This window comes from Nonomuraea jiangxiensis, assembly GCF_900099965.1.
GTDB lineage: Bacteria > Actinomycetota > Actinomycetes > Streptosporangiales > Streptosporangiaceae > Nonomuraea > Nonomuraea jiangxiensis.
On the sequence record NZ_FNDJ01000018.1, the window covers coordinates 183,218 to 208,704 of the forward strand.

The 25,487-nt window shown below is 70.3% G+C and carries 23 protein-coding genes, 1 tRNA gene and 1 pseudogene; 12 read left to right on the forward strand and 13 right to left on the reverse strand.

The features are described 5' to 3' along the window. Positions 1-13 precede the first annotated feature (13 nt). The 3 genes from BLS95_RS34905 to BLS95_RS34915 all read right to left on the reverse strand — a co-directional run bounded on the left by BLS95_RS34905 (position 14) and on the right by BLS95_RS34915 (position 3,177). Entirely contained in the window at positions 14-997 is a 984-nt protein-coding gene (locus BLS95_RS34905) for an LLM class flavin-dependent oxidoreductase (RefSeq protein ID WP_090941504.1), read from the reverse strand. A gap of 112 nt (positions 998-1,109) precedes the next feature. Then, complete coding sequence (locus BLS95_RS34910; protein ID WP_090941507.1) at positions 1,110-2,468, reverse strand: glycoside hydrolase family 6 protein; 1,359 nt, start codon at positions 2,466-2,468, stop codon at positions 1,110-1,112. 148 nt (positions 2,469-2,616) lie between these two features. Beyond that, positions 2,617-3,177, reverse strand: coding sequence for a TetR/AcrR family transcriptional regulator (locus tag BLS95_RS34915; RefSeq protein WP_090941515.1), 561 nt, complete (start codon positions 3,175-3,177; stop codon positions 2,617-2,619). Positions 3,178-3,225: 48 nt separating this feature from the next. On the opposite strand from BLS95_RS34915, the gene BLS95_RS34920 reads away from it, so the two are divergent. The 6 genes from BLS95_RS34920 to BLS95_RS34945 are packed head-to-tail and all read left to right on the forward strand — an operon-like array spanning position 3,226 to position 7,831. Then, the gene (locus tag BLS95_RS34920; RefSeq protein WP_176993542.1) at positions 3,226-5,076 is read left to right on the forward strand and encodes an MDR family MFS transporter; all 1,851 of its coding nucleotides are present in this window, start codon (positions 3,226-3,228) and stop codon (positions 5,074-5,076) included. Continuing rightward, positions 5,076-5,489: a hypothetical protein gene (locus tag BLS95_RS34925; RefSeq protein WP_090941521.1), complete on the forward strand. Its 414-nt coding sequence runs from the start codon at positions 5,076-5,078 to the stop codon at positions 5,487-5,489. Before BLS95_RS34920 ends, BLS95_RS34925 begins: the two co-directional genes overlap by 1 nt. Beyond that, positions 5,486-5,722 (forward strand): hypothetical protein, encoded by a 237-nt coding sequence (locus BLS95_RS34930; protein WP_090941528.1) that lies wholly within the window; start codon positions 5,486-5,488, stop codon positions 5,720-5,722. Before BLS95_RS34925 ends, BLS95_RS34930 begins: the two co-directional genes overlap by 4 nt. Positions 5,723-5,738: 16 nt before the next feature. Then, positions 5,739-6,209 carry a universal stress protein gene (locus tag BLS95_RS34935; RefSeq protein ID WP_176993543.1) on the forward strand — a complete coding sequence of 157 codons (471 nt, stop codon included), beginning with the start codon at positions 5,739-5,741 and terminating at the stop codon, positions 6,207-6,209. Between the two features lie 47 nt (positions 6,210-6,256). Next, positions 6,257-6,976 (forward strand): M15 family metallopeptidase, encoded by a 720-nt coding sequence (locus BLS95_RS34940; protein WP_090941535.1) that lies wholly within the window; start codon positions 6,257-6,259, stop codon positions 6,974-6,976. A gap of 12 nt (positions 6,977-6,988) precedes the next feature. Then, on the forward strand, positions 6,989-7,831 hold the full coding sequence (locus BLS95_RS34945; RefSeq protein ID WP_090941536.1) for an NUDIX hydrolase: 843 nt from the start codon (positions 6,989-6,991) through the stop codon (positions 7,829-7,831). Positions 7,832-7,851: 20 nt separating this feature from the next. Here BLS95_RS34945 and BLS95_RS34950 read toward each other — a convergent pair whose 3' ends face one another. Then, entirely contained in the window at positions 7,852-8,193 is a 342-nt protein-coding gene (locus BLS95_RS34950; protein WP_176993544.1) for an STAS domain-containing protein, read from the reverse strand. Positions 8,194-8,229: 36 nt separating this feature from the next. Here BLS95_RS34950 and BLS95_RS34955 point away from each other — a divergent pair. After that, positions 8,230-8,316: transfer RNA gene (locus BLS95_RS34955), tRNA-Ser, on the forward strand. A 1-nt stretch (position 8,317) separates the two neighbouring features. On the opposite strand, the gene BLS95_RS58285 is transcribed toward BLS95_RS34955, so the two are convergent. After that, a complete protein-coding gene (locus BLS95_RS58285; RefSeq protein WP_245765472.1) occupies positions 8,318-10,681 on the reverse strand; it encodes a MinD/ParA family ATP-binding protein in 2,364 nt (787 codons plus the stop codon). Between the two features lie 115 nt (positions 10,682-10,796). On the opposite strand from BLS95_RS58285, the gene BLS95_RS34965 reads away from it, so the two are divergent. Then, positions 10,797-11,753 (forward strand): NAD(P)H-quinone oxidoreductase, encoded by a 957-nt coding sequence (locus BLS95_RS34965; RefSeq protein WP_090941538.1) that lies wholly within the window; start codon positions 10,797-10,799, stop codon positions 11,751-11,753. 5 nt (positions 11,754-11,758) lie between these two features. Further along, positions 11,759-12,274 carry a bacterial proteasome activator family protein gene (locus BLS95_RS34970; protein ID WP_090941544.1) on the forward strand — a complete coding sequence of 172 codons (516 nt, stop codon included), beginning with the start codon at positions 11,759-11,761 and terminating at the stop codon, positions 12,272-12,274. Positions 12,275-12,284: 10 nt separating this feature from the next. Here BLS95_RS34970 and BLS95_RS34975 read toward each other — a convergent pair whose 3' ends face one another. Further along, positions 12,285-13,061, reverse strand: a complete 777-nt coding sequence (locus BLS95_RS34975; RefSeq protein ID WP_342742804.1) for a Cof-type HAD-IIB family hydrolase — start codon at positions 13,059-13,061, stop codon at positions 12,285-12,287. A 250-nt stretch (positions 13,062-13,311) separates the two neighbouring features. Here BLS95_RS34975 and BLS95_RS34980 point away from each other — a divergent pair, with 250 nt between their 5' ends. Together BLS95_RS34980 and BLS95_RS56065 are read left to right on the forward strand one after the other, a co-directional pair. Then, the gene (locus tag BLS95_RS34980) at positions 13,312-13,515 is read left to right on the forward strand and encodes a cold-shock protein (RefSeq protein ID WP_043619750.1); all 204 of its coding nucleotides are present in this window, start codon (positions 13,312-13,314) and stop codon (positions 13,513-13,515) included. A gap of 153 nt (positions 13,516-13,668) precedes the next feature. Continuing rightward, the gene (locus tag BLS95_RS56065; protein WP_176993545.1) at positions 13,669-15,105 is read left to right on the forward strand and encodes a hypothetical protein; all 1,437 of its coding nucleotides are present in this window, start codon (positions 13,669-13,671) and stop codon (positions 15,103-15,105) included. A 103-nt stretch (positions 15,106-15,208) separates the two neighbouring features. Here the strand turns inward: BLS95_RS56065 and serS are convergent, their stop codons facing one another. From serS to BLS95_RS35010, 6 genes are all read right to left on the reverse strand, one after another. Further along, positions 15,209-16,471, reverse strand: a complete 1,263-nt coding sequence (gene serS, locus BLS95_RS34990; protein WP_090941546.1) for a serine--tRNA ligase — start codon at positions 16,469-16,471, stop codon at positions 15,209-15,211. Positions 16,472-16,595: 124 nt separating this feature from the next. Beyond that, positions 16,596-17,516, reverse strand: a complete 921-nt coding sequence (pheA, locus tag BLS95_RS34995; RefSeq protein WP_090941547.1) for a prephenate dehydratase — start codon at positions 17,514-17,516, stop codon at positions 16,596-16,598. A 350-nt stretch (positions 17,517-17,866) separates the two neighbouring features. Next, a complete protein-coding gene (locus tag BLS95_RS35000) occupies positions 17,867-18,292 on the reverse strand; it encodes a DUF4446 family protein (protein WP_245765473.1) in 426 nt (141 codons plus the stop codon). Between the two features lie 22 nt (positions 18,293-18,314). After that, positions 18,315-19,499: a glycosyltransferase 87 family protein gene (locus BLS95_RS35005; RefSeq protein ID WP_090941553.1), complete on the reverse strand. Its 1,185-nt coding sequence runs from the start codon at positions 19,497-19,499 to the stop codon at positions 18,315-18,317. After that, positions 19,496-19,624 (reverse strand): hypothetical protein, encoded by a 129-nt coding sequence (locus BLS95_RS59210; protein ID WP_281250064.1) that lies wholly within the window; start codon positions 19,622-19,624, stop codon positions 19,496-19,498. Before BLS95_RS59210 ends, BLS95_RS35005 begins: the two co-directional genes overlap by 4 nt. Before the next feature lie 182 nt (positions 19,625-19,806). Then, the gene (locus BLS95_RS35010; RefSeq protein ID WP_090941555.1) at positions 19,807-20,484 is read right to left on the reverse strand and encodes a hypothetical protein; all 678 of its coding nucleotides are present in this window, start codon (positions 20,482-20,484) and stop codon (positions 19,807-19,809) included. A gap of 523 nt (positions 20,485-21,007) precedes the next feature. Between BLS95_RS35010 and BLS95_RS56070 the strand changes: the two genes are divergently transcribed. Continuing rightward, positions 21,008-23,191 carry a hypothetical protein gene (locus tag BLS95_RS56070; RefSeq protein WP_176993546.1) on the forward strand — a complete coding sequence of 728 codons (2,184 nt, stop codon included), beginning with the start codon at positions 21,008-21,010 and terminating at the stop codon, positions 23,189-23,191. Positions 23,192-24,008: 817 nt separating this feature from the next. Here the strand turns inward: BLS95_RS56070 and mptB are convergent. Then, positions 24,009-25,010 (reverse strand): annotated as a pseudogene (gene mptB / locus BLS95_RS58290) (polyprenol phosphomannose-dependent alpha 1,6 mannosyltransferase MptB); the annotation flags it as partial. Positions 25,011-25,487 lie beyond the last annotated feature (477 nt).

Below are 25,487 nucleotides of genomic sequence, written 5' to 3' on the forward strand. Positions count from 1 at the left end.
CCGCGCCGCGGGCTCACGCCTGGTCGTTCACCTGTGCCAGCAGCTCGGCCGAGCGCAGCCACGCCTTCCGGTCCGGGGCCGGGAAGACCACGATCAGCTCGTCGGCCTGGGCGTGCCCTGCGAACCAGGTCACGTAGTCCCGCACCTCGTCCGGGTTTCCGACGGCGGAATAGCGGGCCATCTGGACGATCTGCTGCCCGGCCGGCGATTCGAGGATCATGTCCGCCTCCTCCGGCGTGAACGTACGCCCCCGCCCGAGGAACCTGCTCACCCGGAACCGCTTGGAGTCCAGGAACTGCCGCTGCGCCTCCTCGGTCGTATCAGCGGCGATCACGTTGAGCGCCGCGATCACGTACGGGCGGTCGAGCTGCGCGGAAGGCTTGAAGTCCCGGCGGTAGATGGCGACGGCCTCCTCCAGCGCGGTGGGCGCGAAGTGGGAGGCGAACGCGTACGGGAGCCCGAGCGCGGCGGCGAGCTGGGCCCCGAACAGGGAGGAGCCGAGGATGTACAGCGGCACGTCGGTGCCCTTGCCCGGCGTGGCGTCCACCCCCGGGATCCTGGACTCGCCCGTCAGGTATCCCTGGAGCTCCAGCACGTCCTGCGGGAAGGTGTCGGCGGCGGAGGGCGTGCGGCGCAGGGCCCGCATGGTCTGCTGGTCGCTGCCAGGCGCCCGGCCGAGACCGAGGTCGATACGGCCGGGGTGCAGGGTTTCCAGGGTGCCGAACTGCTCGGCGATGGTCAGCGGGGCGTGGTTCGGGAGCATGACGCCGCCCGCCCCGAGGCGGATCGTCGTGGTGTGGGCGGCTATGTGCGCGATGAGCACGCTGGTCGCCGAGGACGCGATGCTCGCCATGTTGTGGTGCTCGGCGTACCAGATCCGCCGATATCCCAGTTCCTCCGCACGCTGTGCCAGGGTCAGGCTCGCCGTGAGGCTGTCGCGCGCCGTCTCGCCCTCGCCGATATGTGCCAGATCAAGGATGGACAGCGGCAGAGCCATGAGTTACGCGCCTTTCGCAGACCTGTGTGCTGGGTGTAGGTAACAGCGGAGAAGGCGGCGTTATTTCGCCGATGAGCCCCTGCGGGACGCCGCGCAGGGGCTCATCGGGCTTTCAGGAGGCGGTGCAGGTGACGGTGGACGGAGTACCGTTCTGCCCGTTGTGGGCGCCGAGGAAGCCGAACGTGGTGGTCCCGGCGGGCGCCAGTGCGCCGTTCCAGTTGAGGTTCGTCACGGTGACGGTGCCGGTGCCGGACAGGGTGCCGTTCCAGAGCTGCGAGATCGTCTGACCGTTCGGGAACGTCCAGCCGACCCGCCAGCCGCCGATGGCGGCCGAGCCGGTGTTCCGCACGGTGACCTCACCCTGGAAGCCGCCCTGCCACTGGCTCGTCACCCGGTACGTGGCCGCGCACCCGCCCGGTCCCACGGTCGGGGTGACGGTGGGTGTCACGGTGGGGGTCACCGTCGGGGTGACGGTGGGGGTCACGGTCGGGCTGACCGTCGGCGGCGGCGCGGCCATGGCCAGGTCGTACGCCCGCTGCGGCACGAACTGTCCCGCCCCCGCGATGCACCCGTCGGCCTCGCCGGGCGGCTTGACCCACAGGTAGGCGTCGATGGCCGCGTCCCCCGTGTTCGTGGTGCTCCAGATGCCCGTCGCGCGGCCCGCCGGGTCGCACCACTCGCTGCCCTGGGGGCCGTTGCCGTTGCGGCTGGTGTCGATGACCGCCTTCAACCTGGACACGCCGGTCGCCGCGATGACGCTCTTGGCGTACGACACCAACCCCGGCGTGGCCCGGTAGTTCGAGGTGTTGACCGCGATGCCGTCGGCGCTGTTGGCCACGTCCGAGCCGGTCAGCCGGGCGGCGGCCTCCGAGGCCCCCAGCCAGCCGTCGTGCCCGATGTCGAAGTACACCTTGGTCTGCGACGACGTGCCCTTGAGCCGCTTGCCCGCGTACGCCATGGAGGCCCGCACCTCGGCCTGCTGGGCGGAGTTCATGCAGTTGGACATGATCGCCAGCGCGTCCGGCTCCAGCACGATCGCCGCGGGCCGGCCGGCCACGCCGGCGGCGATCTGGTCGATCCAGGCCCGGTACGCCGTGTGGTCCGGGGCGCCGCCGGCGCTCGCGCCGCCGCAGTCGCGGTTCGGCATGGCGTACACGACCATGATCGGGATCTTGCCGGCCGCCGCGGCCGCGCCGACGTAGGCGTCGACCTGGCCGCGCACGGTGGTGGGGTTGTACGTGGCGAACCACCGGCCCTGGGGCACGGCGGCGATCCTGTCCCTGATCACCGGGGTCCGGCTGTCGGCCGGGTTCGCGGCCACCCACCTGGCCGCGTTGGTCTGGGGATCGACGTAGAAAGCGGAGTCGGCGGCCCGGGCGGTGGACGACGAGAGCACGACCGCCCCTGCCACGGCCGTGGCGGCCGCCGTGAGAAGCGCCGCCAGTACGGGCCTGCTACGAGACTTCACCATTCACTCCGTCCGTCATGTGGGAGCGCTCCCACGGATACCCCGGATGGTAGGTAGCCGTCCCCGGCCGATCAAAGACCTCGGACCTCCCCGACCGCCATCACCGCAGGCCAGCAGCACCCCGGGGGGTGAAAGTTTCACCTGGCGGGACCTACTCGGCCAGGCACGCCTCGAAGACGGCGGTCAGGCGGTCGACGTCGGCCGCCGTCGCGGTCACCGGGCCGAGGCGGCGGCGGGTGGCGGCGACGCCGAGGACGACGGAGGTGGCCATGCGGGCCCGCGCGAGCGCGTCCGGGCCTTCGAGGTAGGACTCCAGCGGGTGGAGCACCGCCCCGATCAGGCGCTCGCGGGCCACCGCCTGCACCTCCGGATGGCCGGCCGAGCGTTCGAGCGTGCGCAGGACCGGGCTGTCCGGCGGGCGCTCCATCCGCGCGGCCGCGTATTCGGCCAACCGGCGCGGCAGCCCCTCCCGGGGGCCGTCGAACAGGGCCCTGAAGGTCGGCTCGCCTTCCAGGACCGCGCTGAACAGGCCGGCCTTGGAGCCGAAATAGCGGCCCACCAAGGCGATGTTGGCCTCCGCCGCACTGGCGATCATGCGGACGGTCACGCGTTCGTAGCCCTGCTCGCCGAACAACGTGCGGGCGGCTTGCAGGATCCGCTCCCGCGTGGCCTCGCGGTCACGCGGTCGAGCCTCGCTCACCTGGGCGTTCATGCCCCGAACTCTACTGAGCGACACCCACTTGCCGCGCGGCTAGTAAACATGCGTATACTCAAAAGGGTTAAAGTTGTCGTAAGGGGATGTGGTGTCTTGGTAGTGCAGACTCAGGCCGCAGCCCCCACGAGGCGGCAGTACTCCCACCGCGAAATCCTCGAGGTCATGTCCGGGCTCATGCTCGCCATGCTGACCTCGATGATCTCGACCTCCGTGGTGGGCACCGCGCTGCCGACGATCGTTGGGGAACTCGGCGGTCAGGACCAGTACTCATGGGTGGCGTCGGCCACGATGCTGACGATGACGGTGTCCACCCCGTTGTGGGGGAAACTGTCCGACGTCTTCGGCCGGAAGCTGCTCTTCCAGACGGCCCTGGGTTTGTTCGTCGCGGCCTCGCTGGTGGCCGGTCTGTCCCAGAACATGGGCGAGCTCATCGCGGCACGTGCCGTACAGGGCCTCGGTGTGGGTGGGTTGTCGGCCCTCGCCCAGGTGATCCTGGGGGACATCGTGTCGCCCAGGGAGCGCGGCCGATACTCCGGCTACATGGGGGCGGTCTTCGGCATCTCCACCGTGGCGGGGCCGTTGCTGGGCGGGTTCATCGTGGACACCGACTGGCTCGGCTGGCGCTGGTGCTTCTACGTCGTGGTGCCGTTCGCGGTGGTGTCCTTCCTGGTGATCCAGAAGGTGCTGAAGCTGCCGAAGGTCAGGCGGAGCGCCTCGATCGACATCTGGGGCGCGACCACGATCACGGCCAGCGCCAGCGCGCTCATGCTGCTGCTGACGCTCGGCGGCAACGAGTTCGAGTGGAACTCGTTCTGGACCTACTTCCTGGCCGCGATCTGCCTGCTCATGCTGGCCCTGGCGGTGCTGGCCGAGCGGACCTCGCGCAACCCGATCCTGCCGCCGCGGCTGTTCCGTAACCGTACGTTCGTGCTCACCGGCCTGGCCTCGCTGTTCGTCGGCATGGCGATGTTCGGCGCGATGATCTACCTGCCTCAGTACCTGCAGATCGTCAAGGGGCTCAGCCCGACCAACTCGGGCCTGATGACGCTGCCCATGGTGGTGGCGCTGTTCCTGGCCGGCGTGATCTCCGGCAAGATCGTCACCCAGACCGGCAGGTGGAAGATCTTCCCGGTGGCGGGCCTGCTGATCGTGGCCATCGGGCTGTTCCTGCTGTCCAAGCTGCACGTGGACTCCAGCGAGTGGCTCATCGGCTTCGACGTGGCCGTGCTGGGCGTCGGGCTCGGCCTGTCCATGCAGATGCTGATCCTGGCCGCCCAGAACGGCTCCGAGCTGCGTGACATGGCCTCCACCACCTCGGGCGTCTCGTTCTTCCGGTCGCTGGGCGGCGCGGTGGGCGTGGCCGCGTTCGGCGCCATCCTGACGAACCGCCTCAAGGACGAGATGGCCTCCATGCTCTCGGCGGCGCACATCGCCCTGCCCGGCGGCGCGGACGTCAAGCTCGGCAGCCCCGAGGCCATCCAGCACCTGCCCGGCCCGATCAGGAACATCGTGCTGGAGTCGTTCACCCGCGGGCTGGAGACCGTGTTCCTGGTGGGCGTGCCCATCGCGGTGCTCGGGTTCGTGTGCGCGCTCCTGCTCAAGGAGCTGCCGCTGCGCGGGTCCGGCACGACCCCGCCGGAGGCCAAGCCCCTCACCAAGGACGACCTGGTCCTGGCCGGCCTGCTGCTGGAGCTCGTCGTCCAGCGCATCGAGCGGGCGAACGGCACGCGCTCCGCCCTGCTCACCGCCGTCGCCAGGATGGCGCCGCCCGACGACCGCCCCGAACGGGAGCGGGCCAGATCGGTCGCCCACGGCGTGCTGCGGCCCACCTCGCGCGCCCTGCTCGCGCAGGCCGCATCCCCCCAGAAGGACCTCGTCACAGGAGGCATCTCTTAATGATCCGCAAGTTTGTCGGCGCCGTCGCCGCCGCCCTGGCCGTGATGGCCGGGATGTGGCTGATGATCGCCCCCTTCGCCCTCGGCACCCAGCCGGAGAACGCCGACTGGACGGATCCCACCGCCACCGAGTTCTTCACCGGCCTCGGCGTGGCCGTCGTGGGGCTCATCGGGGTGATCTGCTTCGTCCTGGCGATCTACGAGGAGCTGGTGGTGCGGGGCCTGGTCGTGGTGCGGCAGCGCCAGGCCGAGCCGGAGCCCGAGCCCGCGCCGCCGGCGCCCCAGGCGTCCTCCGCCGAGCTGGCGAGCCTGCTGGCCCCGCTCGTCGAGGCGCTGCGTGAAGACCTGAACAATCCGGGTGAGCACCGCCGCAACGGCAAGGCTTCCCTGGTCGGAATGGAGGACAACCGATGAAGGCCAAACTGGGCGTCTCCGCCCTCGTCCTGCTGTTCCTGGCCGGCCTCTGGCTGGTCGCCGCGCCGTTCGCGGTCGGCTACCAGCCGCGGGGCGCCGGCTACGTGGACGCGACGGTCAACGATCTGTGGCTCGGCGGCTCGATCGCCGCGGTCTCGTTCGTCTCGCTCGTGGTCTACGCGGCCGACGCCCTGCGCGAGCTGGCTCGCCGCGGCAAGCACGCCGACGCCTGACCTCGCTGGACATGCCGTGTTCGGCGGTGACACAGACCCGGGCCAGGAGCCACTGACAGGCCCCGCCGGGGAGTTCGAGATCGGCAAGGACGGCGCCGGCCTGCTCGTGGTGGGCTTCGACGGATCGGGCCCGAGCCGCAACGCGCTCGCGTACGCGGCCGGGCTCGCCCGCAGGGACGACGCCGCGCTGCTCGTCGCCTTCGTCGAGTCGCTCTACAGCACCACCTTGTGGTTCTACGCCGGGTCGCCGATCATCCCCGACTCGGCGGCCGACCTCACCGACGACCTCAAGGAGGAGCTGAAGGGCGCCGGGGTGCCGTGGCAGTTCGTCAGCGTGCGCGGGGACGCGGCGCGCGAGCTGGAGACGCTCGCCGCCGCGTACAGGGCCGACGCCATCGTGGTGGGCCGCTCGCGCTCCTCCTGGCGGGGCTCGGTGGCGGTCGGGCTGGCCAAAAGGTCCACGCGAACGGTCCTGATCGTGCCCTGACCAGGCATGATGTCGCATATGGTGGCCAGATGAAACGTACTGCCACCATGGCGCTCGTGGTGCTCGCGTCCGTTTCGTGCGGAACGCAGCACCAGACCGCGACGCCCGCGACGGCGACGACCGTGCCCGTCGACGCCACGACCGCTCCGGCCGCCACCCCCTCGCCCACTCCCACCCCCAGCGCCTCGCCCACGGGGCCGCCCCCGTTCAGTGCCAAGGTCACGCGCATCTCGCGGGACCGGCTGCCCTACTCGTGGCGGCCCGGGTGCCCGGTCGGCTATCGGGACCTGCGCCTGGTCTCGCTGACGTACTGGGGCTTCGACGACAAGCCGCACACCGGGGAGCTGGTGGTGCGCTCGTCGGTGACCGACGACATCGTCACGGTCTTCAGGAAGCTGTACGGGTGGCGCTGGCCGATCAAGCAGATGAAGCTAGTGGACGCGTACAAGGGGAGCGACTTCGACTCGATCGACGCCGACAACACCTCGGCCTTCAACTGCCGGCCTGCCACCGGATCGAGCAACTGGTCAAATCACGCGTACGGCATAGCGATTGACGTCAATCCCCGCGAAAACCCATATGTCACCTCAGACGGGCATACAGAGCACCAAAACGCCAAAAAGTTCACTAAGCGCCCGACCAAGGGGAAAGGCGTAATAAATCCTGGCGACAAGGTCGTCAAGGCTTTTGCCCAGGTCGGCTGGGAGTGGGGCGGCTACTGGGCGGGCACCAAGGACTTCCAGCATTTCAGCAAGGGCGGAGGCTGAGAGAATCACCTCATGGCGGCTAAGGACGGCGACGGCTGGGCGGAGTGCTCCCTGGGTCACAGGCACTGGGGGCTGCACGGCGCTTCGGGGCTCCTCGTCGTACACCATGACGATCTCGGCGTGCCTCACGTGCTCATGCAGAAGCGCTCCTTGTGGAGCCACCACGGCGGCACCTGGGGATTGCCCGGCGGGGCCCGCGACAGCCACGAGGACGCGGTGGCGAGCGCGTTGCGCGAGGCCCGCGAGGAGGCGGCGCTGGGCGAGGAGGGCCTGCGGGTGCAGGGCGTCTATCGCGACGACCACGGCGGGTGGATGTTCGAAACGGTGATCGCCGAGTCGGCCGAGATGCCGGCCGCGACGCCCGCCAACGGCGAGAGCGACGAGCTGCGCTGGCTGCCCCTGCCCGAGATCACCGGCAGGACGCTGCATCCCGGCTTCGCCGCGACGTGGAGCGAGATCCAGGGCGTGATCAGGCCCGAGACCATCGTCCTCGACGTGGCGAACATCGTCGGCGCCCGGGCCGAGCGCGGCTGGTGGCACGACCGGCTGGGCGCCGCGACCCGGCTGATCGAGGAGGTGGCACGGCTCAGGTTGTCGCATCCGGTGCTGGCGCAGTGGTTCCCGCGGGTGGTGGCGGTCGTGGAGGGGGCGGCGAAGAGCGCTCCGGCCGTGCAGGGGATCCAGGTCGTGGCGGCCATGGGCAGCGGCGACGACGCGATCGTCGACGTCGTACGCCGGGCCAAGCCGTGGGAGCACGTGGTCGTCGTCACCGCTGACCGGGGGCTGAAGGAACGCGTCACCGCGCTGGGCGCCGAAACGGCCGGCCCGAAATGGCTGCTGTCCCAGCTCGGCTGAGAGCGCCCCCGGTGGGGTCCTTACAGCTCGGCCGGGCGGACGGTGTCGAAGGCGGCGCGCAGGCCCGTGACGTCGAGCACCCGCTCCAGCACCCCGTGCACGCCCACCAGGGACAACGATCCGGCGCGCTCGGAGATCCGGTGCTGGTGCTCCAGCAACACCCACAATCCGCTGGAGTCGCAGAACTCCAGCTCGGTCGTCTCGACGACGACACGCACCCGCCCCTCGGCGAACAACGTCGCCAGGGCATCCTTGAGCAGTGGTGCCGTCACCTTGTCGAGGTCGCCGTCGAGGCGCACGAGCGCGTACGAGTCGCCGCGCTCCACCTCGACGTTGAGATCCACCACCTCCTGAACGTACACCCCTGTCACCACAGCCGCTATCGTGGTTTCCGCACGGGAGGGTTCGCATAGTGGACGAGTGCAGCCGCCTTGAAAGCGGCCAGGTCAGCGATGGCCTCGTGGGTTCGAATCCCACACCCTCCGCTCATTCGCGCACACCCGCGAAGCCGTCGCCCACGCAGGCGGCGAGCTGCAGGTAAGCCTCCCTGGTCGCCTCCTGGAGCCGGTCGAGGTCGATCTCCGCGCCCTCCTCCAGGTGCGGGTCGTACGGCACCCGGATCACCGCGCGGCACCTGGCCGCGAAATGGGCCTCCAGCTTCTTGATGTCCACCGCCGATTTCGACCGGGGCCGGACGCTGCACAGCACCACGGTCGCCGCCTTCACCAGGTCGCCGTAGTGGTGGGCCTCCAGCCAGTCGAGCGTCGCCGAGGCCGCCCTGGCACCGTCCACCGACGGGGAGCTGACCAGCACGACCTGGTCGGCCAGGCCGAGCACGCCGCCCATGGCGGAGTGCAGCAGGCCGGTGCCGCAGTCGGTGATGCAGATCGAGTAGAAGTTCTCCAGCACCTGGGAGACGGCCTGGTAGTCGGAGCCGCTGAACGCCTCCGACACCGACGGGTCGCGATCGGAGGCCAGCACCTCCAGCCGCGAGGGCGCCTGCGAGGTGAACGCCCTGATGTCGACGTACCGCTTGACCTGGTCGCGCTCGTTGAGCAGGTCGCGTACGGTGGCCGAGGTCTCCAGGACGAGCTTGTCGGACAGGGTGCCCCTGTCGGGGTTGGCGTCCACGGCGATGACGCGGTCGCCGCGCATCTGGGCCAGGGTGGCGCCGAGGCCGACCGTGGTCGTGGTCTTGCCCACGCCGCCCTTGAGGCTCAGCACGGCCACGCGGTGGTGGCCGGTGGTCACCGGGGTACGGGCCCGGGTCATGAGCTGGCGGCGGCGGCGCACCTCCGGGGCCTCGCCCGGCTTGATCCAGCCGCCGGAGGCCCGGTAGACCAGGCGGCGCCAGCCCTTGGCGGGGGCGTTACGCCTGCCGCGCAGCAGCGTCTCGGGGTCGAGGCTGTCGGCGGTGGGGCGGCCGGTGACCGGAGGTCTGGGCGGGGCGGCGAAGACGGGGATGGGGGCGGGACGACGACGCGCCGGCGGGGCGGCGTGTGTCCGGGCGGCACGCGGCGCCTCGGTGTGCGGCGCTTCGGCGTGCGGCGCTTCGGCGTGCGGCGCTTCGCTGTGAAGCGCCTCGGTGTGGGGGGCCGCAGGGTTTGACGACGCGGTGTGGGACGTCGCCGTGTGGGACGTCGCGGTGTCGGATGACACGATGTGGGACGTGTCCGGGTGCGGCGTGTCCAGGCGCGGCCTGTCGGGATGCGGCGTGTCCAGGCGCGGCCGGTCGGGATGCGGCGTGTCCAGGCGCGGCCGGTCGGGATGCGGCGTGTCCAGGCGCGCCCTGTCGAGGTTGAGCGGGTCGGTGTACGGCTGGTCGAGGTTGAGCGGGTCGGTGTGTGGCCTGCCGCCGGGTGGGGTGCCGATGTGGGTGGTCCCGCTGGGCGACGTCCCGGTCTGCGGGATCTCGGCGTGCGGGATCTCCCGCTCGGCGGGGCGCCACTCCTGCTGCTCGGTCCACGCGGAACGTTCCGGCTGCCGGAACCGCTCCTCGGGCTCCGGGCGCGGGGTGAGCGCCTCCGGCTCGGCCCACTGCGGACGGTCGTTCACCGGGAACGTCTCGGACTCCGTCCAGTGCGGGAGGTCGCTCGCCTGGGAGACGGCCGGCTCCGTCCACTGGGGACGCTCGTTCCCCGGGGAGGGCTCCGGCTCCGTCCACTGCGGGGGCACGATCCTGGGCAGGGTGTCCGGCTGCTCGGCCCAGTGCGGACGCTCGTTCGCCGGGGAGGTGTCCCCCCAGGGGATGCGGTCCCCCTCCGCCGCCGCCGTCACCGGAACGTCGTCTTCCACGTGGCCGAGTTCCGTGCGGGTGGACTCCGTGCGGACAGGGTCCGTACGGGAAGGGTCTGTGTGGGCGGGCTCCGGGTGGGCGCTCTCCGGGCGGTCGGGCTCCTCCGGCGTCGCCGGCTCCTCGGTGGACGGCTCGGCGGCCTCGGCGGTTTCCGGGCTGGAGAACGACAGGGTGTACGTGTCGGTGTCGTCGGGCCGCGGCAGCGGCCGCAGCGGGGCGAGGAAGGGGTCGTCCTGGGCGGCCGGGGCCGCCGGCTCCTCCCTGGTGCTCGCCTTGCCGAGCCATTCGCCGGCCTCGGCCTCCCCCTCGGGAAGCTCCTCGGCGGCGGCGGAGCCGTACACGGAGTCGACCGCGGCCCGGAACAGCGGCGGCGTCGGCGTCTCGTGCTGCGTGGGAACCAGCAGCCACGGGTCCTGGGGGTACGGGGAGACGACCGTCTCATCGGCAGCGGCTGCCGAGGCGCTGACAGGGACGGGGGCCTCCTCCGTCTCCTTGATGGCGTCCAGCCAGGCCAGCTGTTCCTCAAGAGATTCTTCTCGATCGTGTCTTGCCACCGTGTTCCCCCTCGGGTGGGTCTAAAGGGGCAGCAAATTACCTTGCAGGTTAACGCCACAGGTTCCCGTACAGCCCGGCAACCCACAACTTCTTTGCCCCGCTACCGTGGTTCGCATGCGAGCCATTGAGATCACCGAGTCCGGTGGACCCGAGGTACTGGAGTGGCACGAGGTGCCCGATCCGCCGGTCGGGCGGGGAGACGTGCTCATCGACGTGACCGCCTCGGCGGTCAACCGCGCCGACGTGCTGCAGCGGCAGGGCTTCTACAACCCGCCGGCGGGCGCGTCGCCGTACCCCGGGCTGGAGGTCGCGGGGGTGGTGGCCGAGGTGGGCGCGGACGTGGAGCAGTTCAAGGTGGGCGACCAGGTGTGCGCGCTGCTGGGCGGCGGCGGTTACGCCGAGCGCGTAGCGGTGCCCTGGCAGCAGGTCATGCCGGTGCCCGACGGGCTGACGCCGCGCGAGGCGGCGGGGCTGCCCGAGGCTGCGTGCACGGTCTGGTCCAACGTGTTCATGGTCGGGCGGTTGCGGCGCGGCGAGACGCTGCTGGTGCACGGCGGGGCCAGCGGGATCGGCACGTTCGCGGTGCAGCTGGCCAAGGCGCTCGGCTCGCACGTGGTCGCAACCGTCGGATCCGCCGCCAAGGGCGAGCGTGTGCGGGAGCTGGGCGCCGACGAGGTGATCAACTACCGCGAGGAGGACTTCGCGGAGAAGGTTCAGGCCGACGTCATCCTCGACATCATGGGGGCCAAATACCTCCCGGGCAACATCCGGGCGCTCCGCACCGGCGGGCGGCTGGTGATCATCGGGCTGCAGGGCGGCCGGAAGGGCGAGATCGACCTGGGCGCCATGCTCGCCAAGCGCATCTCGGTCCACGCGACGACGCTGCGCTCGCGTCCCGTGGACGAAAAGGGCGTCATCGTGCGCAGCGTCGTGGACAACGTGTGGCCGTTGGTGGCGGCGGGCGCGGTGCGTCCCGTGGTGTACGCCGAGGTGCCCATGGCGGACGCGGCCGTGGCTCACCGTATGTTGGATTCTGGGGAGCACGTAGGCAAGATCCTGCTAGTACGGTGAGTGTTATGAATGCTGAAGAGAAGAACACCCCCCACATCGTGGTGGTGGGTCCGGACTTCCAAGGTCAGGGTGACAGCGGCGATGACGACCGCTCGGTGACCAACCTGGTCGAGCAGCCCGCCAAGGTGATGCGCATCGGCAGCATGATCAGGCAGCTCCTTGAGGAGGTCCGCGCGGCTCCCCTCGACGAGGCCAGCCGCAAGCGGTTGAAGGAGATCCACGAGTCCTCCATCAAGGAGCTCGAGGACGGCTTGGCGCCGGAGCTGGTGGACGAGTTGGAGCGGCTGTCGCTGCCGTTCACCGACGAGAACGGCACGCCGCCCAGCGAGGCCGAGCTGCGCATCGCGCACGCCCAGCTGGTCGGCTGGCTCGAAGGGTTGTTCCACGGCATTCAGACCACGCTGTTCGCCCAGCAGATGGCCGCCCGGGCCCAGCTGGAGCAGATGCGCAGGGCGCTGCCCGGCGTGCCGCAGGGTGACGACCAGCCGCGTCCGCACGGCGGCTCCGGCCCCTACCTGTAGGGCTCCTCGATCATCTGAGTCCGTAGATCTCCTCGATCGCCTGCGCGACGCCGTCGTCGTCGTTGGCCGCGGTCACGTGATCGACCGCCGCCAGCACGTCGGGGTGCGCGTTCGCGACCGCGTACGACGTGCCTGCCCAGCTCAGCATGGGCAGGTCGTTCGGCATGTCACCGAACGCCACGGCCTGGGCGGCCAGGATCCCGTGCTGCCCGGCGAGCGCCGCCAGGGCCGAAGCCTTCGTCACGCCCTGTGCGCTCATCTCGATCAGCCCCTTGCGGCTTGAGTGCGTGGCGGTCACCAGGTGTCCCACCAACTCGTGCACGGTGGCCTGCAACTCGTCCGCGACCATCCCCCGGTGCAGCACCAGCAGCTTGGCGCAGGGGCGCGAAGTCACGGAGTCCACACGTACCGTCGCCGTGCCCCGGTCCAAGCCGCCGAGGAGGAAATCCGACTCATGCGCAAAACCGGCTTCATACTCGACCGAAAATGCGAGATCGGGCACGTTCGCTCTTAGCTGAGCGACAACTTCCCGGAGTACGTCGACGGTGATCAGGTGAGATTCCACTATCCGTTCGGTATGGAGATCGTAGATCAGCGCCCCGTTTGCACAGATGGCGAGCCCGCGGTGACGTACGACACTCGCGACCTCACCCATCCACCGAGGCGGGCGCCCCGTCACGAACACGAGCGCCGCTCCGGATTCCTCGACTTTGGCGAAGGCCGACGCGGTGCGGGGAGACACGGTTCCGTCCGTCCGCAACGCGGTTCCGTCGAGGTCGGTGGCCACAAGGCGTGGTGAGGGAAGGCTTCGCATAACAGGTTCCAGTTTGCCCGGTGATGCTGCCTGACAGAAATCTTCCTACCGACGGGAACACCAACGCGCCAGAATGGTGTTAGATGTGATGGCGTTGTATTAGCTGATCCCGTAGTGAAAACCAGCATGACTTTGTCTGAGCCACCCCGGGTGCTTGCTGTACGACACACCGGGACCCACGAGGTGTGGGTCCCATAGATTCACATCCTGAGGGAGAGCTTTTATGGCTCAGGGAACCGTCAAGTGGTTCAACGCCGAGAAGGGCTTCGGCTTCATCGCCCCGGACGGCGGTGCGCCGGACGTGTTCGTGCACTTCTCCGAGATCGTCGGCAACGGCTACCGCAGCCTTGAAGACGGCCAGCGGGTCGAGTTCGAGATCACGCAGGGCCAGAAGGGGCCGCAGGCCTCTCAGGTCCGAGCCATCTGACCTGTAGCAGCGAGACAGACCGGAGTTCGCTTCCAGCGGGCTCCGGTCTTTTGCTTGTTCCGGGTTGGTCACGGCGCGAACCTTCGCCCGCCGCCCGCCATCGATCCCTACATGAGGTACGCGTGGTTATGCCACCCCGTGACGGTTGCCGGGGTGATCGTGCTCTTGGTCAACGACCACCTGCTCAAGCAGGCCTGGCCCGGGTTCCTCACGGGCAAGCTCAGCGACGCGGCCGGACTCCTCGTGGCGCCCGCCCTGCTGGCGCTGCTCCTGCGACGGCGGGCCGACCTGGCCGCCACGGTGCTGACCGGAGTGCTCTTCGCGGTCGTGAAAAGCACGGAGACGGGCGCTGAGGCCGCCTCCCATGCCTGGACCCTGGTGGCGGGTCCATCGCGCGTCCTGGCCGATCCTACGGACCTGCTGGCCCTACCCGCGCTCGCCCTGGCCTGGTGGGTACGCGGGCGCAGCCTCCACGCCCACTCGGCGACCGACGACTCCGACGTCACGACCGGCGGCTCGAATCCCGCCGTGACCCACCCCCGTGGCCGGTCACGGCTCCGGCGGGCCTGGTCGTCGGCCGGGAGCCGCCCGCGGATCTTCATCACCGTGCCGCTGGCCGTACTGGCGGTGACCGCCACCTCGGCCGCCGCCCTGCCCACCGCCCACTCCGTCGAGGCGGACGAGAAGCGGATCCTCGTCCACGTGTGGAACGGCTCCTCGCGGCTTTCCACGGACGGCGGGGTCACCTGGTCGGAGGTGACCACCGACCAGGTCACCTCGCGCCAGCGCGCCCGCTGCGTCGCCGGGCAGGCGACCCGCTGCTACCGCGTCGTACCCGACCGGATGGCCGTCGAGCAGTCCGACGACGGCGGCACGACGTGGAGCCCGTCGTGGGCGATGGGCGAAAACGACATGGAGCGGCTGAACAGGACCTACTCCTCCCTGGACGGCCGGTACTCGATGGCGCTGGCCACGCAGACCCGCCCCGGCGGGCACGTCGTGGTCGTCGCGAACGGGCTGGACGGCATCCTCGTCCGCGACGTGGACGGAAAATGGCGGCGGGTGGGCTGGCCCGGCGCCGAGGCCGCCGAGGCTGCCGAGGCTGCCGAGGCCCCGGCCATGGACCTGAGCATCGAGCAGAACCTGGCGATCTTCCTGGCCGCGTGCCTGTTGTTCGGCGGTATCGGGGCGGGGCTGCGCCGGTTCCAGCGGGTCTACACCGGCTTCGCCGCGGTCGGCTGCCTGGGCTTCTTCGCCGCGGCCGGGGACGCCGACTGGGGGCTCCTGGACGCCGGCCTCACCGCGGGTGTGACCGCGCTCGGCGTGGTCGCGACCGTGGTCGGCGTCGTGGTGTGCCTCGTGCTGGCGTTCGCGGGCCAGGCGCGCCCGGCGACGGCGGCGGTCAGCGCCCTGGCCGCGCCGTTCGTCTACGCGAGCGTCTATCTGCCCTTCCGCGCCTGGTCCGTGGGCGTGCCCGACGCCTACGGGGTCGCCGTCGCGATCGCCATCGTGCTGACCGCCCTCGTACTGGTGGGAGCGGTCAGCCTCATCAAGATCTCCTTGCCGCGCACCGACCCGGACGGCCTGTAGACGACCGGCTGTCCGAAATGGCCGACCAGGACCGAAACCAGCGGGACACCGTAGGGCCGGCGCACACCGGCACGGCCTCTACGGCACCCCACGGGAGCGGCGCTTACTTGGCCGGCTCCAGCACGTCGAGCCCCACGTACGGGCGCAGCGCCTTGGGGACCACCACGGACCCATCGGCCTGCTGGTGGTTCTCCAGGATCGCGACGATCCAGCGGGTGGTGGCCAGCGTGCCGTTGAGCGTGGCCAGGTGCTGCGGCTTGCCGTCCTTGTCGCGGAAGCGCACGGCGAGCCTGCGGGCCTGGAACTCGGTGCAGTTGGAGGTCGAGGTCAGCTCGCGGTAGCGCCCCTGCGTGGGGATCCACGCCTCGCAGTCGAACTTGCGGGCCGCCGACATGCCGAGGTCGCCCGCCGCCGTGTCGATGATCCGGTAAGGGACCTCGATCTTGGCCATCATCTCCTTCTCCCACGCCAGCAGCCGCAGGTGCTCCTCGTGCGCGTCCTCCGGACGTACGTAGGAGAACATCTCCACCTTGTCGAACTGGTGGACCCGGATGATGCCCCTGGTGTCCTTGCCGTACGAGCCCGCCTCGCGCCGGAAGCACGAGGACCAGCCCGCGTAGCGCAGCGGCAGGTCACCGGCGTCGAGGATCTCCTGGGCGTGGTAGCCGGCCAGGGCCACCTCGGAGGTGCCGACCAGGTAGAGGTCGTCGTCCGGGAGCCGGTAGATCTCCTTGTCGTGGGCCACGTGGAACCCCGTGCCCTGCATGGTCTCCGGCTTGACGAGCACCGGCGTGATCATCGGCGTGAACCCGGCCTCGATCGCCTGCTGCATCGCCATGTTGAGCAGGCCGAGCTGCAGCCGGGCGCCGACGCCCTTGAGGAAGTAGAACCGCGAGCCCGACACCTTGGCGCCACGCTCGGTGTCGATGCAGTCGAGCGCCTCGCCCAGCTCCAGATGGTCCTTGGGCTCGAAGTCGAACTCCCGCGGCTCGCCGTGCGTCTCCAGCACCACGTAGTCGTCCTCGCCGCCGGCCGGCGCGCCCTCCTCGACGATGTTGGGCACCGCCTGGAGGACCTCGTCCAGCTCGACCGCCAGCTTCTCCGCCTCCGACTCGGCGGCCTTGACCTGGCTCGCGAGCTCCTTGGCCCGCTCCAGCAGCGCGGCCTTGTCCTCGCCCTGCGCCTTGGAGACCGACTTGCCCATGCTCTTCTGCTCGGCGCGCAGAGACTCGAACGAGGTCAGCGCCGATCGGCGGCGCTCGTCGAGGTCGAGCAGCGTGTCGACGACGGAGTCGTCCTCACCGCGGGCACGCTGCGACGCCCGTAGCCGGTCGGGATCCTCACGAAGGGTACGCAGGTCAATCACAAGGAAAGGCTACCGGCGCGGAGCGGCTACCCGCCCCCGGATTATCCCTTCGCCCCCGGAACCCCGTCCGGAACCAGGCCGGCTCTTCCGCCGCCATCGCCCCTGATGACCGACCGGCGTGCGCTCAGACCTCACCCGAACGGATGCGCGCGAGCCAGCCGCCCGCCTCGGCGAACTCCGTGTCGGCCGTACCGCGCTTGATCTGCGGCGCGACCCCGTCGGCCCGCGGATAGCTGCCGAGGAAGCGCACGTCGCCGCAGATGCGGTGCAGCCCCGAGAGTGCCTCCCCGACCCGGGCGTCCGCGACGTGCCCTTCAAGATCGAAGTGGAAGAAGTAGCGCCCGATGCCGTTACGGGTCGGCCGCGACTCGATGCGGGTCAGGTTGACCCCGCGCACGGAGAACTCCGTCAGCATCTCCAGCAACGCGCCCGGGTGGTCGTCGGCGAGGAAGACGACCAGCGTGGTCCGGTCGGAACCGGTCGGCTCCGGCAGCGCCCCCGGACGGCTCACCTTGACGAACTTGGTCACGGTGTCGGACCTGTCGCCGATGTTCCCCGCCAGCTCCAGCAGCCCGTAGTGCTCGCCCGCGATACGGGCGGCGATGGCGGCGTCGTACGGCGAGCCCGGCAGCGACACCTCCTGCGCCGCGGCCGCCGTCGAAGGGGCGGCCACCACGACGGCGTCGGGAAGCTCACGGGAGATGAACGCTCGGCACTGGGTGATGGCGGCCGGATGGGTGTAGACCCGCTTGATGTGCGGGACCTCGGTGCCGGGCCTGGCCAGCAAGGAGAACTGGACGGGCAGCAGCAGCTCGGCCGTGATCAGCAACGGCTCACCCCAGGCGAACTCGTCGAGCGTCGTGGTGATCGCGCCCTCGATGGAGTTTTCCAGGGGCACCACGGCGCCGTCGGCCTCGCCGGTGCGGGCGGCGTTGAGCGCCGCGCTCACCGTGGCAGCCGGCAGGCGCTCGGCGATGGGGTCGAGGAGCCGCAGGGCTTCTTCGGTGAAGGTCCCTTCCGGTCCGAGATAGGCGAGTCTGGGCATGCGTCCAGAGTAACCGCAGGTTGAGGGCACATGCGCTGCTTTCCGCCCCTGTCGCGTACGCCCGCCACCGCCCATCCCCGGCACGGCCTCCCCCAACGGCGATATCAGCGACCCGCAACCCCGACACGCCGAAGCCACCCTCTCCCAGCCCGAGAACCGACCCCCGCCGCCCCACATCACCCCGAGCCCCGAAGCGGGGACGCAACGGTTGACCTCGCCCCCACCCGCGAGACGCCTACCTCACCCCCACCCGAGAAGCCGAGGCCCGACGCCTACCTCACCCCCACCCCCAGAAGCCGAGGCCCGACGGCTACCTCACCCCCATCTCCGGCAACCGGGGGGCGCGACACCTACCTCACCCCCGTCCGCGAGGTCCGGGGCGTGACCAGCGGCCCGAGCCCCAGCCTGGCCGCCCGCACCGCCTCTTCCTCCTCCGGCGAGAGCGGCTGCTGCCCCCTCCCGCTCACCACCGGCCGCACATAGGTACGCGTCTCGCTCCGGCCGTTGATCGAGGTCAACACGATCCCGTCACCCAGCCCGTTGATCATCGCCACCGAGAACGACAGCCGCCCGGTCATCTCCTCGAGCGCGTCGTACCGGCAGACGGCCACGTCCCTGATCGCCTTGAGATCCCCGACGCCCTCGCTCGTCTGCCTGGCGAGCCTCCGCTGACACTCCTCCACCGTGGCCCTGGCCTGCCGGAGCGACAGGTATCCGATGAACACGCCGGTGACTCCGGCGACGATCCCCACGATCACCCATATGGTAACCAGCACGGCACAGAGGGTAATGGCTACGTCACGCGAGCTCCCGCCGTTTCGGCAACCAGGCCACCAACAACCACACCAGGGCCAGCGCCCCGAGCCCGAACCCGTTCTGCACGATCTTCCCCAGCACCAGGCTGACCCCGGGGATCTGGGCCGCCAGCAGCGAAACCCCCCACCACGGCACGGGCACCACGTAGAACAGCCACACCCCCGCCGCAACCCGCAGCCTGACCGGATCCCGCCCGTCCCCGACGATCGCGGCGAGCACGACGACCACCCAGGCCAGGTGATGGATCCAGGCCACGGGCGAGAGCAGCACGGCCATCAGGCCGACGAGCGCGACCGCGGTGACCGAATCGTTCGCCTTGTACGCGTCCCGTGCCCCGCGGAACCCGTACCAGGCGACCGCGGCCACGATCAGCGCCCAGATCACCATCGTCAGCGTCTCGGGCATGTAGAGGCGGATCAGCATGCCGCGGATCGACTGGTTGGTGGTGGCCGCGTTGGCGCCGAGCCGTTCGGGATCCAGCAGTGCCGAGAACCAGAAGTCCGTCGCGTCCTGCGGAATCACCACGAACGGCAACAACGTGAGCACCGCCGCCACGAACGCCGCCATGAAGAACGTCCGCCACTGCCTGGTGACCAGCAGGTAGATCAGGAAGACCCCGGGCGTCAGCTTGACCGCCGTGGCCAGCCCGATCAGGAACCCCCGCGGCCACCACGGCCGCTTCGCCAGGCAGTCGGCCACGCACAGCGCGACCAGCAGGATGTCCACCTGCCCGAACCGCACCTGGTCCCGGATCGGCATCAGATACGTGCATACCACCATGAGGAATGCGAACACCCACGGCACGTACTTCCGCAGCGCCTCCCCTCCCAGGACCCGCCGGAAAGAATGCCCCACGGTCACGGCCAACGTCACGAAGATCCCAACCGTCCACACCCACTGCGCCGTGGTCCACGACATCCCGGCCAGCAGCACAGCCAGCATCGCCGCGATCGGCGGGTACGTGAACGGCAGCAGCTGCGGCGCCGGCGTGAAGAAGTCGTACACCGGCTGCCCGTCGAGCAACATCTGCCCGCCGGTACGGTAGACATCCAGGTCGACCAGCCGCTGATCGTCGGGGTTGGTGAGCCACGTGTGCACCAACGGCGCCACGGCCGCCGCGACGAGGACCGCCCCGGCCACCCACGCCCACCACAACCGCCGACTCATAGCCCACCCACGCCCTCGGCGGTGTCGCGGTCCAGAATGTACGGGACGAGCCCGCTGTGGGGCACGGGGTGGCTGCGCGGGGAGGCGACCGGCTTGCCGAGCCAGCGGACCGCGAACCTCAACACGACCTCTTCCTCATGGGGTAGTGATTGCCAGTGGAATCCCCCGCCTTCAGACGAGGGAGGCTGCCAAGATGTGGCACGTTACCGTGTGCCGGCTTGGCTGTTGTTGATCGAGGGGATACTGGGGGTCCGTACATGCCGAACGCCACACCGTACCCACCTCCTGGCCGGCCCGAGCACCCCCATCACGCCCCGCGCAACGCGGCCCCCCAAAGCACAACCCCCCACCCCAGCAGAGCCCCCCGCCCAAGCACGGACCCCTGCCCCGACCTCCACCCCACCACGAATCCCTGCACCAAGCCCCACCCCAGCACACACCCCGGCACCGAAGCCCTGGCCCAACGCGAAAACCGGGCCCAGCGCGACAGTTCCGTCCAGGGCACGAGCTCCCCCCGCGACGAAGCCCACCCCCAACGCGCCCACCTCTGGACAACCCCGTCCCAACACGCCAGGCGCGCCATCACCACACTCTTCCTCGGCCTCACCCTCGCGACCTCACTGACCCCCACCTCAGCCCACGCCACCACATTCCCCACCCACAAACACCCCCTGATCACAAGCGGCACCCCATCCACGACCACCGCCACATCCCCCACCATCGCGCCGCCGGCCAGCACCACCACCCAGCCCAGCACAACACCCGCCACCACGCCGCCAGCCACCACCGCCACGGCCAGCGGAACCAGCACGGCAATCGCCACTGCCGCCCAGACCAAAACGGCGGCCAGCGCGATCACCAGCAGTGCGGATGCCGCCCCTGCGATCACGGCTGGCACGGCCATCGCCACCACCGGCACCGCCAGCACGACCATCACCACCCACACCGGGACGACCGCCACCACCCACACCGGGACGACCAGCACTCACGCTTCCGCCGGGACAACCACCACTCACACCGCCGCCGACACGACCACCACTCACGCTCCCGCCGGGACAACCACCACTGACACTCCCGCCGGGACGACCACCACTGACGCTGCCGCCAGGACGACCACCGCAGACATCCAGCAAGCACCTATCAACGCTCCGGCGGCCGGCCAAGGACGAGTTGCCCTCATCGGCGTCCCGGGCCTGGAATGGAGCGACCTGGACCGGTCACGGACCCCCAACCTGTGGCGTCTCGTCGACCAGGGCGCCTCGGCCTCCCTCTCCACGCGAGCCGTACCACCCCCCGACCGCGGCACCACCTGCCCCACCGCAGGCTGGCTGACCGTCTCAGCGGGCCAGCGAGCCGGAACAGCGGGCAAAGGCTGCCAAGCACCACCCACCCCACAGCCCCTCCCCAACGCTCCCGCAGGCGCAGCCACGATCCCGAACTGGTCAGCCCTGACCGCGTACCAGTCGGAAACCGGCTACGACGCCCAACTCGGCACGCTGGGCCAGCTCGTGACGGACAACGGCGGCAATGTCGCCGCCATCGGCCCGGGGGCCGCCATCGGCGGAGCTGACAGGTCCGGAAATATCGCCAAATACGCCCCCACCCCGGACGCCTTGGGCGACCCCACCCCGTACAACCTGATCGTTTTCGAAGCCGCGAGCATCGCCAACGCCTGGGCCCGCCAACCCCTCGACGAGCGTGCGGTCCCCACCCCGCTACCGGCCGCGACGCGCCAGGCGGCGGTCGCCCAGGCGGACCAGCAGATCGGCACCCTCCTTGCCGTACTGCCACCCGACACGACCGTCCTGCTGGCGGGCATCTCCGACGTGACGCCGAACGCCCACCTCCACGTCGCCATCGCCACCGGCCCCTCCCCGACCGGCCGGCCGTACCCGCACGGCTACCTCACAGCGACCTCCACCCGCCAGGACGCCCTGGTCACGATCACGGACCTCACCGCCACCACCCTTCAACTCCTCGGCGTGGCCGCCCCACGCCAGGTGGTCGGCCGCCCCTGGCAACCCAGCAACCTGGCCCCCGCCACCCCGGCGGACACGGTCGTGGAGCTCGCCGACGGCGACCTGGCCAGCCAGGTCCTCCGAGAGGTACGCGGCCCGTTCTTCACCGTCCTGGTGACCCTCCAGCTCCTCTTCTACGCCTTCGCCGCCCTGGCTCTCCGCCACCGCCGCTCCACCAACCTCCCCCACCCCCCAACCGCAAGCGCCTCCCCCCACGCCGCAGACCAAGGACCTTTCCGCCACGCCGTGAACCCAGGCACCTCCCCGCACCCCCTAGGCCAAGCCAGCACCTCCCCCGACACCCCAGGCGAAGCGGCCTCCCCTGGCACCCCGGGCGAAGGGGCCTCCCCGAACCCTCAGGACCAAGGCAGCGCCTCCCCCCACACCCCCGACCAAGGAGCCTTCCCGCAGACTCCAGACGGGGGCACTTCCCCAGACCGGGGCACTTCGTCCTACACCCTGGACCAAGGGACCTCCCCACCCACCCCGAACCGCGACAACACCTCCCCGAACCTTCCGTCCCCGCCCGCACCAGCCGCCGGCCAGGGAGCCACGCCAGAGGCGGGGTCAAACCCCTCACCCCTTGCCTCCTTGCCAGCAAGCGCCTCCAAGCTTCTGAAGGCCGTGCAGATCGTCGCGGTGGTCAGCGGAGCCATCGCCGTCTCCACGTTCCTGGCCCAGCTGGTGCCCTGGTGGACGCTGCCGGTGCCGATGCTGTCGGTGATCGTGACGATCCTGGCCATCGCCGGGCTGATCACCGCCGCCGCCTTCGCCGGGCCGTGGCGGGCCCACGTGCTCGGCCCGCTCACCGTGGTCGCCGCCGTCACCTCGCTCGCTCTCCTCATCGACGTCATCACGGGCTCCAAACTCCAGGTGAACGCCGTATCCGGCTACGAGCCCGTGACCGGCGGCCGGTTCTACGGCTTCAGCAACATCGCCTTCGCCGTCTACGCCACCGGCACCGTCCTCGGCCTGGCCGGGCTGGCGCAGTGGCTGCTCAGCAGGGGTGTGGCCAGGAGTCTGACCGTGGTGATGTGCGCGCTCTACGGGGGATTCGCGATCTTCGCCGACGGGTGGCCATCGTGGGGTGCCGACTTCGGTGGTATCCCGGCATTCGTGACCGGGCTGGCTGTCTTCCTCATCCTGCTGTCGGGCAAGCGCGTCTCGGTGCTGCGGCTCCTGATCGTCGGCCTGGTGGGGGTCGTACTCGTGGGCGCCATCTCGATCTTCGACTGGCTGCGCCCCGAAACCCAGCGAACCCATCTGGGCACCTTCGTACAGCAGGTCATCGACGGTCAGGCCTGGACCGTCGTCTCCCGCAAGTTCACTGCGATGATCGGCGTGACGATCGGCAACTGGTCACTGACCCTCCTTTCGCTGGTCGCGCTGGCCTTCCTGTATCTGGTGCTCGCCCGCCCCTCCCGCTGGGGCGCCCCCGCCCTGGGCCAGGCCTACCGCCTGGCCCCCACCCTCAGGGCGGGCCTGTTCGGCGCCCTCACGTGCGCCTTCATCGGCTTCCTCATGAACGACTCCGGCATCGCCATCCCCGCTATGGCGCTGACGGTTGCCGTACCGCTGACTCTGGCCGCCTCCGTACGCGCCCTGCAGCTCGCCACGCCCACACCACCAGCGCCACAGTCAGACCCAGCAGCACCCACGCAATCTGGGGCCTGACCACGGTCACCAGCCACCCGATACCTTCAGGCTGCCCCTCCACCCGAGCCGGCAGATAGGCGAGCGACAGAACCAGCAGGTGGCCGACCACGAACAGATCCACCGCCGACGCCGCCACCATCGCCAGCAGCCCGAACGCAAGCCCCTCATACCAGGGCAGCAGATAGGGAGTAGCGAACAGGTACGCCACCACCAGCCCGGCCGCCACGACCGGCGCCGCCAACCCGCGAGGCTCGCCCAACCCTTCCTTCCCACCCCGCCCGCCGAACGTCCCCACTCCACCACCCTCACGTGACGACCCCACCCCACCGCGCTCGCGGGGCGTCCCCAGCCCGCCAGGCTCGCCCAGCACCCCAACCCCGCCACGCTGACCGGATGGCTCCTCCCGGCCGCTCTCACTGGACACTCCCTCGTCATGCTCAGCGGGCGCGCCCACCTCCCTGGCCTCACCGGGCGCGCCGACCTGGCTGCCCTGCCCAGACCCCTCCACCTCGCCGCCCTCACCAGACCCGCCGACCTGGCTGCCCTGCCCAGACCCCTCCATCTCGCCGCCCTCACCAGACCCGCCGACCTGGCTGCCCTGCCCAGACCCCTCCACCTCGCTACCCTCGGCGGACCCGCCGATCTCGGTGGGCTCATCGGACCTGCCCACCTCGCCGCGCTCGCCAGGCGCCTCCGGTCCGCCACGCTCGACGGGAACCCCCTCTCCGCCACGCTCGACAGGGGACGTGAGTCTGTCGCGTTCGCTCTGCTCGGGTTGCCTCGTTGCGGGACTCACGAGTCCTGGGTTGCTCGCCCAGTAGGAGCGGGATGCCAGGCGGAGCAGGGACCAGGCGATCAGGGCGAGCAGTAGGAGGGAGCCGATCTGGATCTCGCCTCGGTAGGCGCTGCCGGTCCCCACGATCATCTGCAGCCAGCCCTGGACCAGTTTCCAGGGTGAGGCGTGTGAGATCGACTTGCTGGTGCGGGTCAGCGGCGCGATCGCCTCCGGGCCGACGATGGCGTATCCCACCACCACGACCGCGAGAGCGCATGCCGCCATGAGGGCCAGGCGGGCGGGGCGGCGGCGGAGCTCCCAGGCCGGGCCGAGGGCCACGAGCCCAGCGTTGATCTTGATAGCCGCACCAAGCCCCAGCAGCCCGCCGGAGCCCATGGGACGGCCCCTGGCCAGCACTGCCGCGACCATGCACGCGATGGCCAGCGTGTCCACGTGCATGCCCGCGACGAGCTGGTAGAGCAGCAGGGGGTTGGCCGTCCACAGCAACGCGGCCCGCAGGCGCCTGGCCGGGTCGTCTCTGCTGAAACGGTCGATGAGCAGCCCGGTCGCGACGAAGGCCGCCGCGTTGAACAGGGCCAGCACGAATATCGTCAGCCGCATCGAGTCGCCGCCGACCCAGCTCGCCGCCGCCTGCAGGGCCGTGGCCAGTGGGCCGTAGACGCTGGGCTCCTCACGCCACGGTTCCTCCACCGCGTCGGCGATGGGATCGCCGGCGAGGTCCACAGCGCCATGGGTGTACGGGCTGAGGCCCAACATCACCATGCGGCCGTACGCGGCATAGTTGAGGTGGTCACCTGAGCCCGACGGCGGGAGGAACGCGAGCACCCCGGCGGCCAGGCAACCGATGAGTACCAGGTGCCGTGCGCTCGGCAGGAGCCGATGCCCGGTGGCGGAGGACCGGATGGTGATCAGGGCGGCGAGCAGTCCCAGGCCGCCGAGGACGATCGCGGCCGTCGCCAGGGCCACCACCAGGTAAGGGTTGGGGTGGGCGTCCAGGGAGTAGGGCGGGTGCCAGGCGGGGCCGCCCAGCGCGGGGACCATGGGCGACGGACCCAGGAGACCGATGGTGATCGTCAGCAGGATCGAGGCGCCGATCGCCGCCGTGGCCGGCCCCGCAAGCCGACCTCGTGCCTTTTCCTGCCGCGTCTCCGAAGTCACCGGGAAATTCCAGCACACTCCCGAGGCGCTTTCGGCCCGCCGTCGGCTGCCTGTGGATAACTCGCAGGGGTGACATCGCCATCGGCGACCGCTGCGGACGCCCCGCCGGGGTCACATCCCCATATCGACGATCTCCTGTGGAAAACCCGCCGAAGGTCACATCCGTTCGACGACTGCTTGTGGACAGGCGCCGAGGTCATGACCCAGCCCTCGATCGTCCGTGGGCAACCTTCCGAAGTCGCTCCCCAGCCGACGAACGCCTGTGGACAGCCACCGCGATCACATCTCAGCCAACTCGGCCGCCCATGGGCGACCTACCAAAGTCACACCCCAGCCAACGAACGCCTGTAGACAGCCACC

Excerpts from the sequence above, each read along its gene's own strand:
- BLS95_RS34905 (WP_090941504.1), bottom strand. The coding sequence starts at position 997 with ATGGCTCTGCCGCTGTCCATCCTTGATCTGGCACATATCGGCGAGGGC.
- BLS95_RS34910 (WP_090941507.1), bottom strand. The coding sequence starts at position 2,468 with ATGGTGAAGTCTCGTAGCAGGCCCGTACTGGCGGCGCTTCTCACGGCG.
- BLS95_RS34915 (WP_090941515.1), bottom strand. The coding sequence starts at position 3,177 with ATGAACGCCCAGGTGAGCGAGGCTCGACCGCGTGACCGCGAGGCCACG.
- BLS95_RS34920 (WP_176993542.1), top strand. The coding sequence starts at position 3,226 with ATGCGTATACTCAAAAGGGTTAAAGTTGTCGTAAGGGGATGTGGTGTC.
- BLS95_RS34925 (WP_090941521.1), top strand. The coding sequence starts at position 5,076 with ATGATCCGCAAGTTTGTCGGCGCCGTCGCCGCCGCCCTGGCCGTGATG.
- BLS95_RS34930 (WP_090941528.1), top strand. The coding sequence starts at position 5,486 with ATGAAGGCCAAACTGGGCGTCTCCGCCCTCGTCCTGCTGTTCCTGGCC.
- BLS95_RS34940 (WP_090941535.1), top strand. The coding sequence starts at position 6,257 with ATGGCGCTCGTGGTGCTCGCGTCCGTTTCGTGCGGAACGCAGCACCAG.
- BLS95_RS34945 (WP_090941536.1), top strand. The coding sequence starts at position 6,989 with ATGGCGGCTAAGGACGGCGACGGCTGGGCGGAGTGCTCCCTGGGTCAC.
- BLS95_RS34965 (WP_090941538.1), top strand. The coding sequence starts at position 10,797 with ATGCGAGCCATTGAGATCACCGAGTCCGGTGGACCCGAGGTACTGGAG.
- BLS95_RS34970 (WP_090941544.1), top strand. The coding sequence starts at position 11,759 with ATGAATGCTGAAGAGAAGAACACCCCCCACATCGTGGTGGTGGGTCCG.
- BLS95_RS34980 (WP_043619750.1), top strand. The coding sequence starts at position 13,312 with ATGGCTCAGGGAACCGTCAAGTGGTTCAACGCCGAGAAGGGCTTCGGC.
- pheA (WP_090941547.1), bottom strand. The coding sequence starts at position 17,516 with ATGCCCAGACTCGCCTATCTCGGACCGGAAGGGACCTTCACCGAAGAA.
- BLS95_RS35005 (WP_090941553.1), bottom strand. The coding sequence starts at position 19,499 with ATGAGTCGGCGGTTGTGGTGGGCGTGGGTGGCCGGGGCGGTCCTCGTC.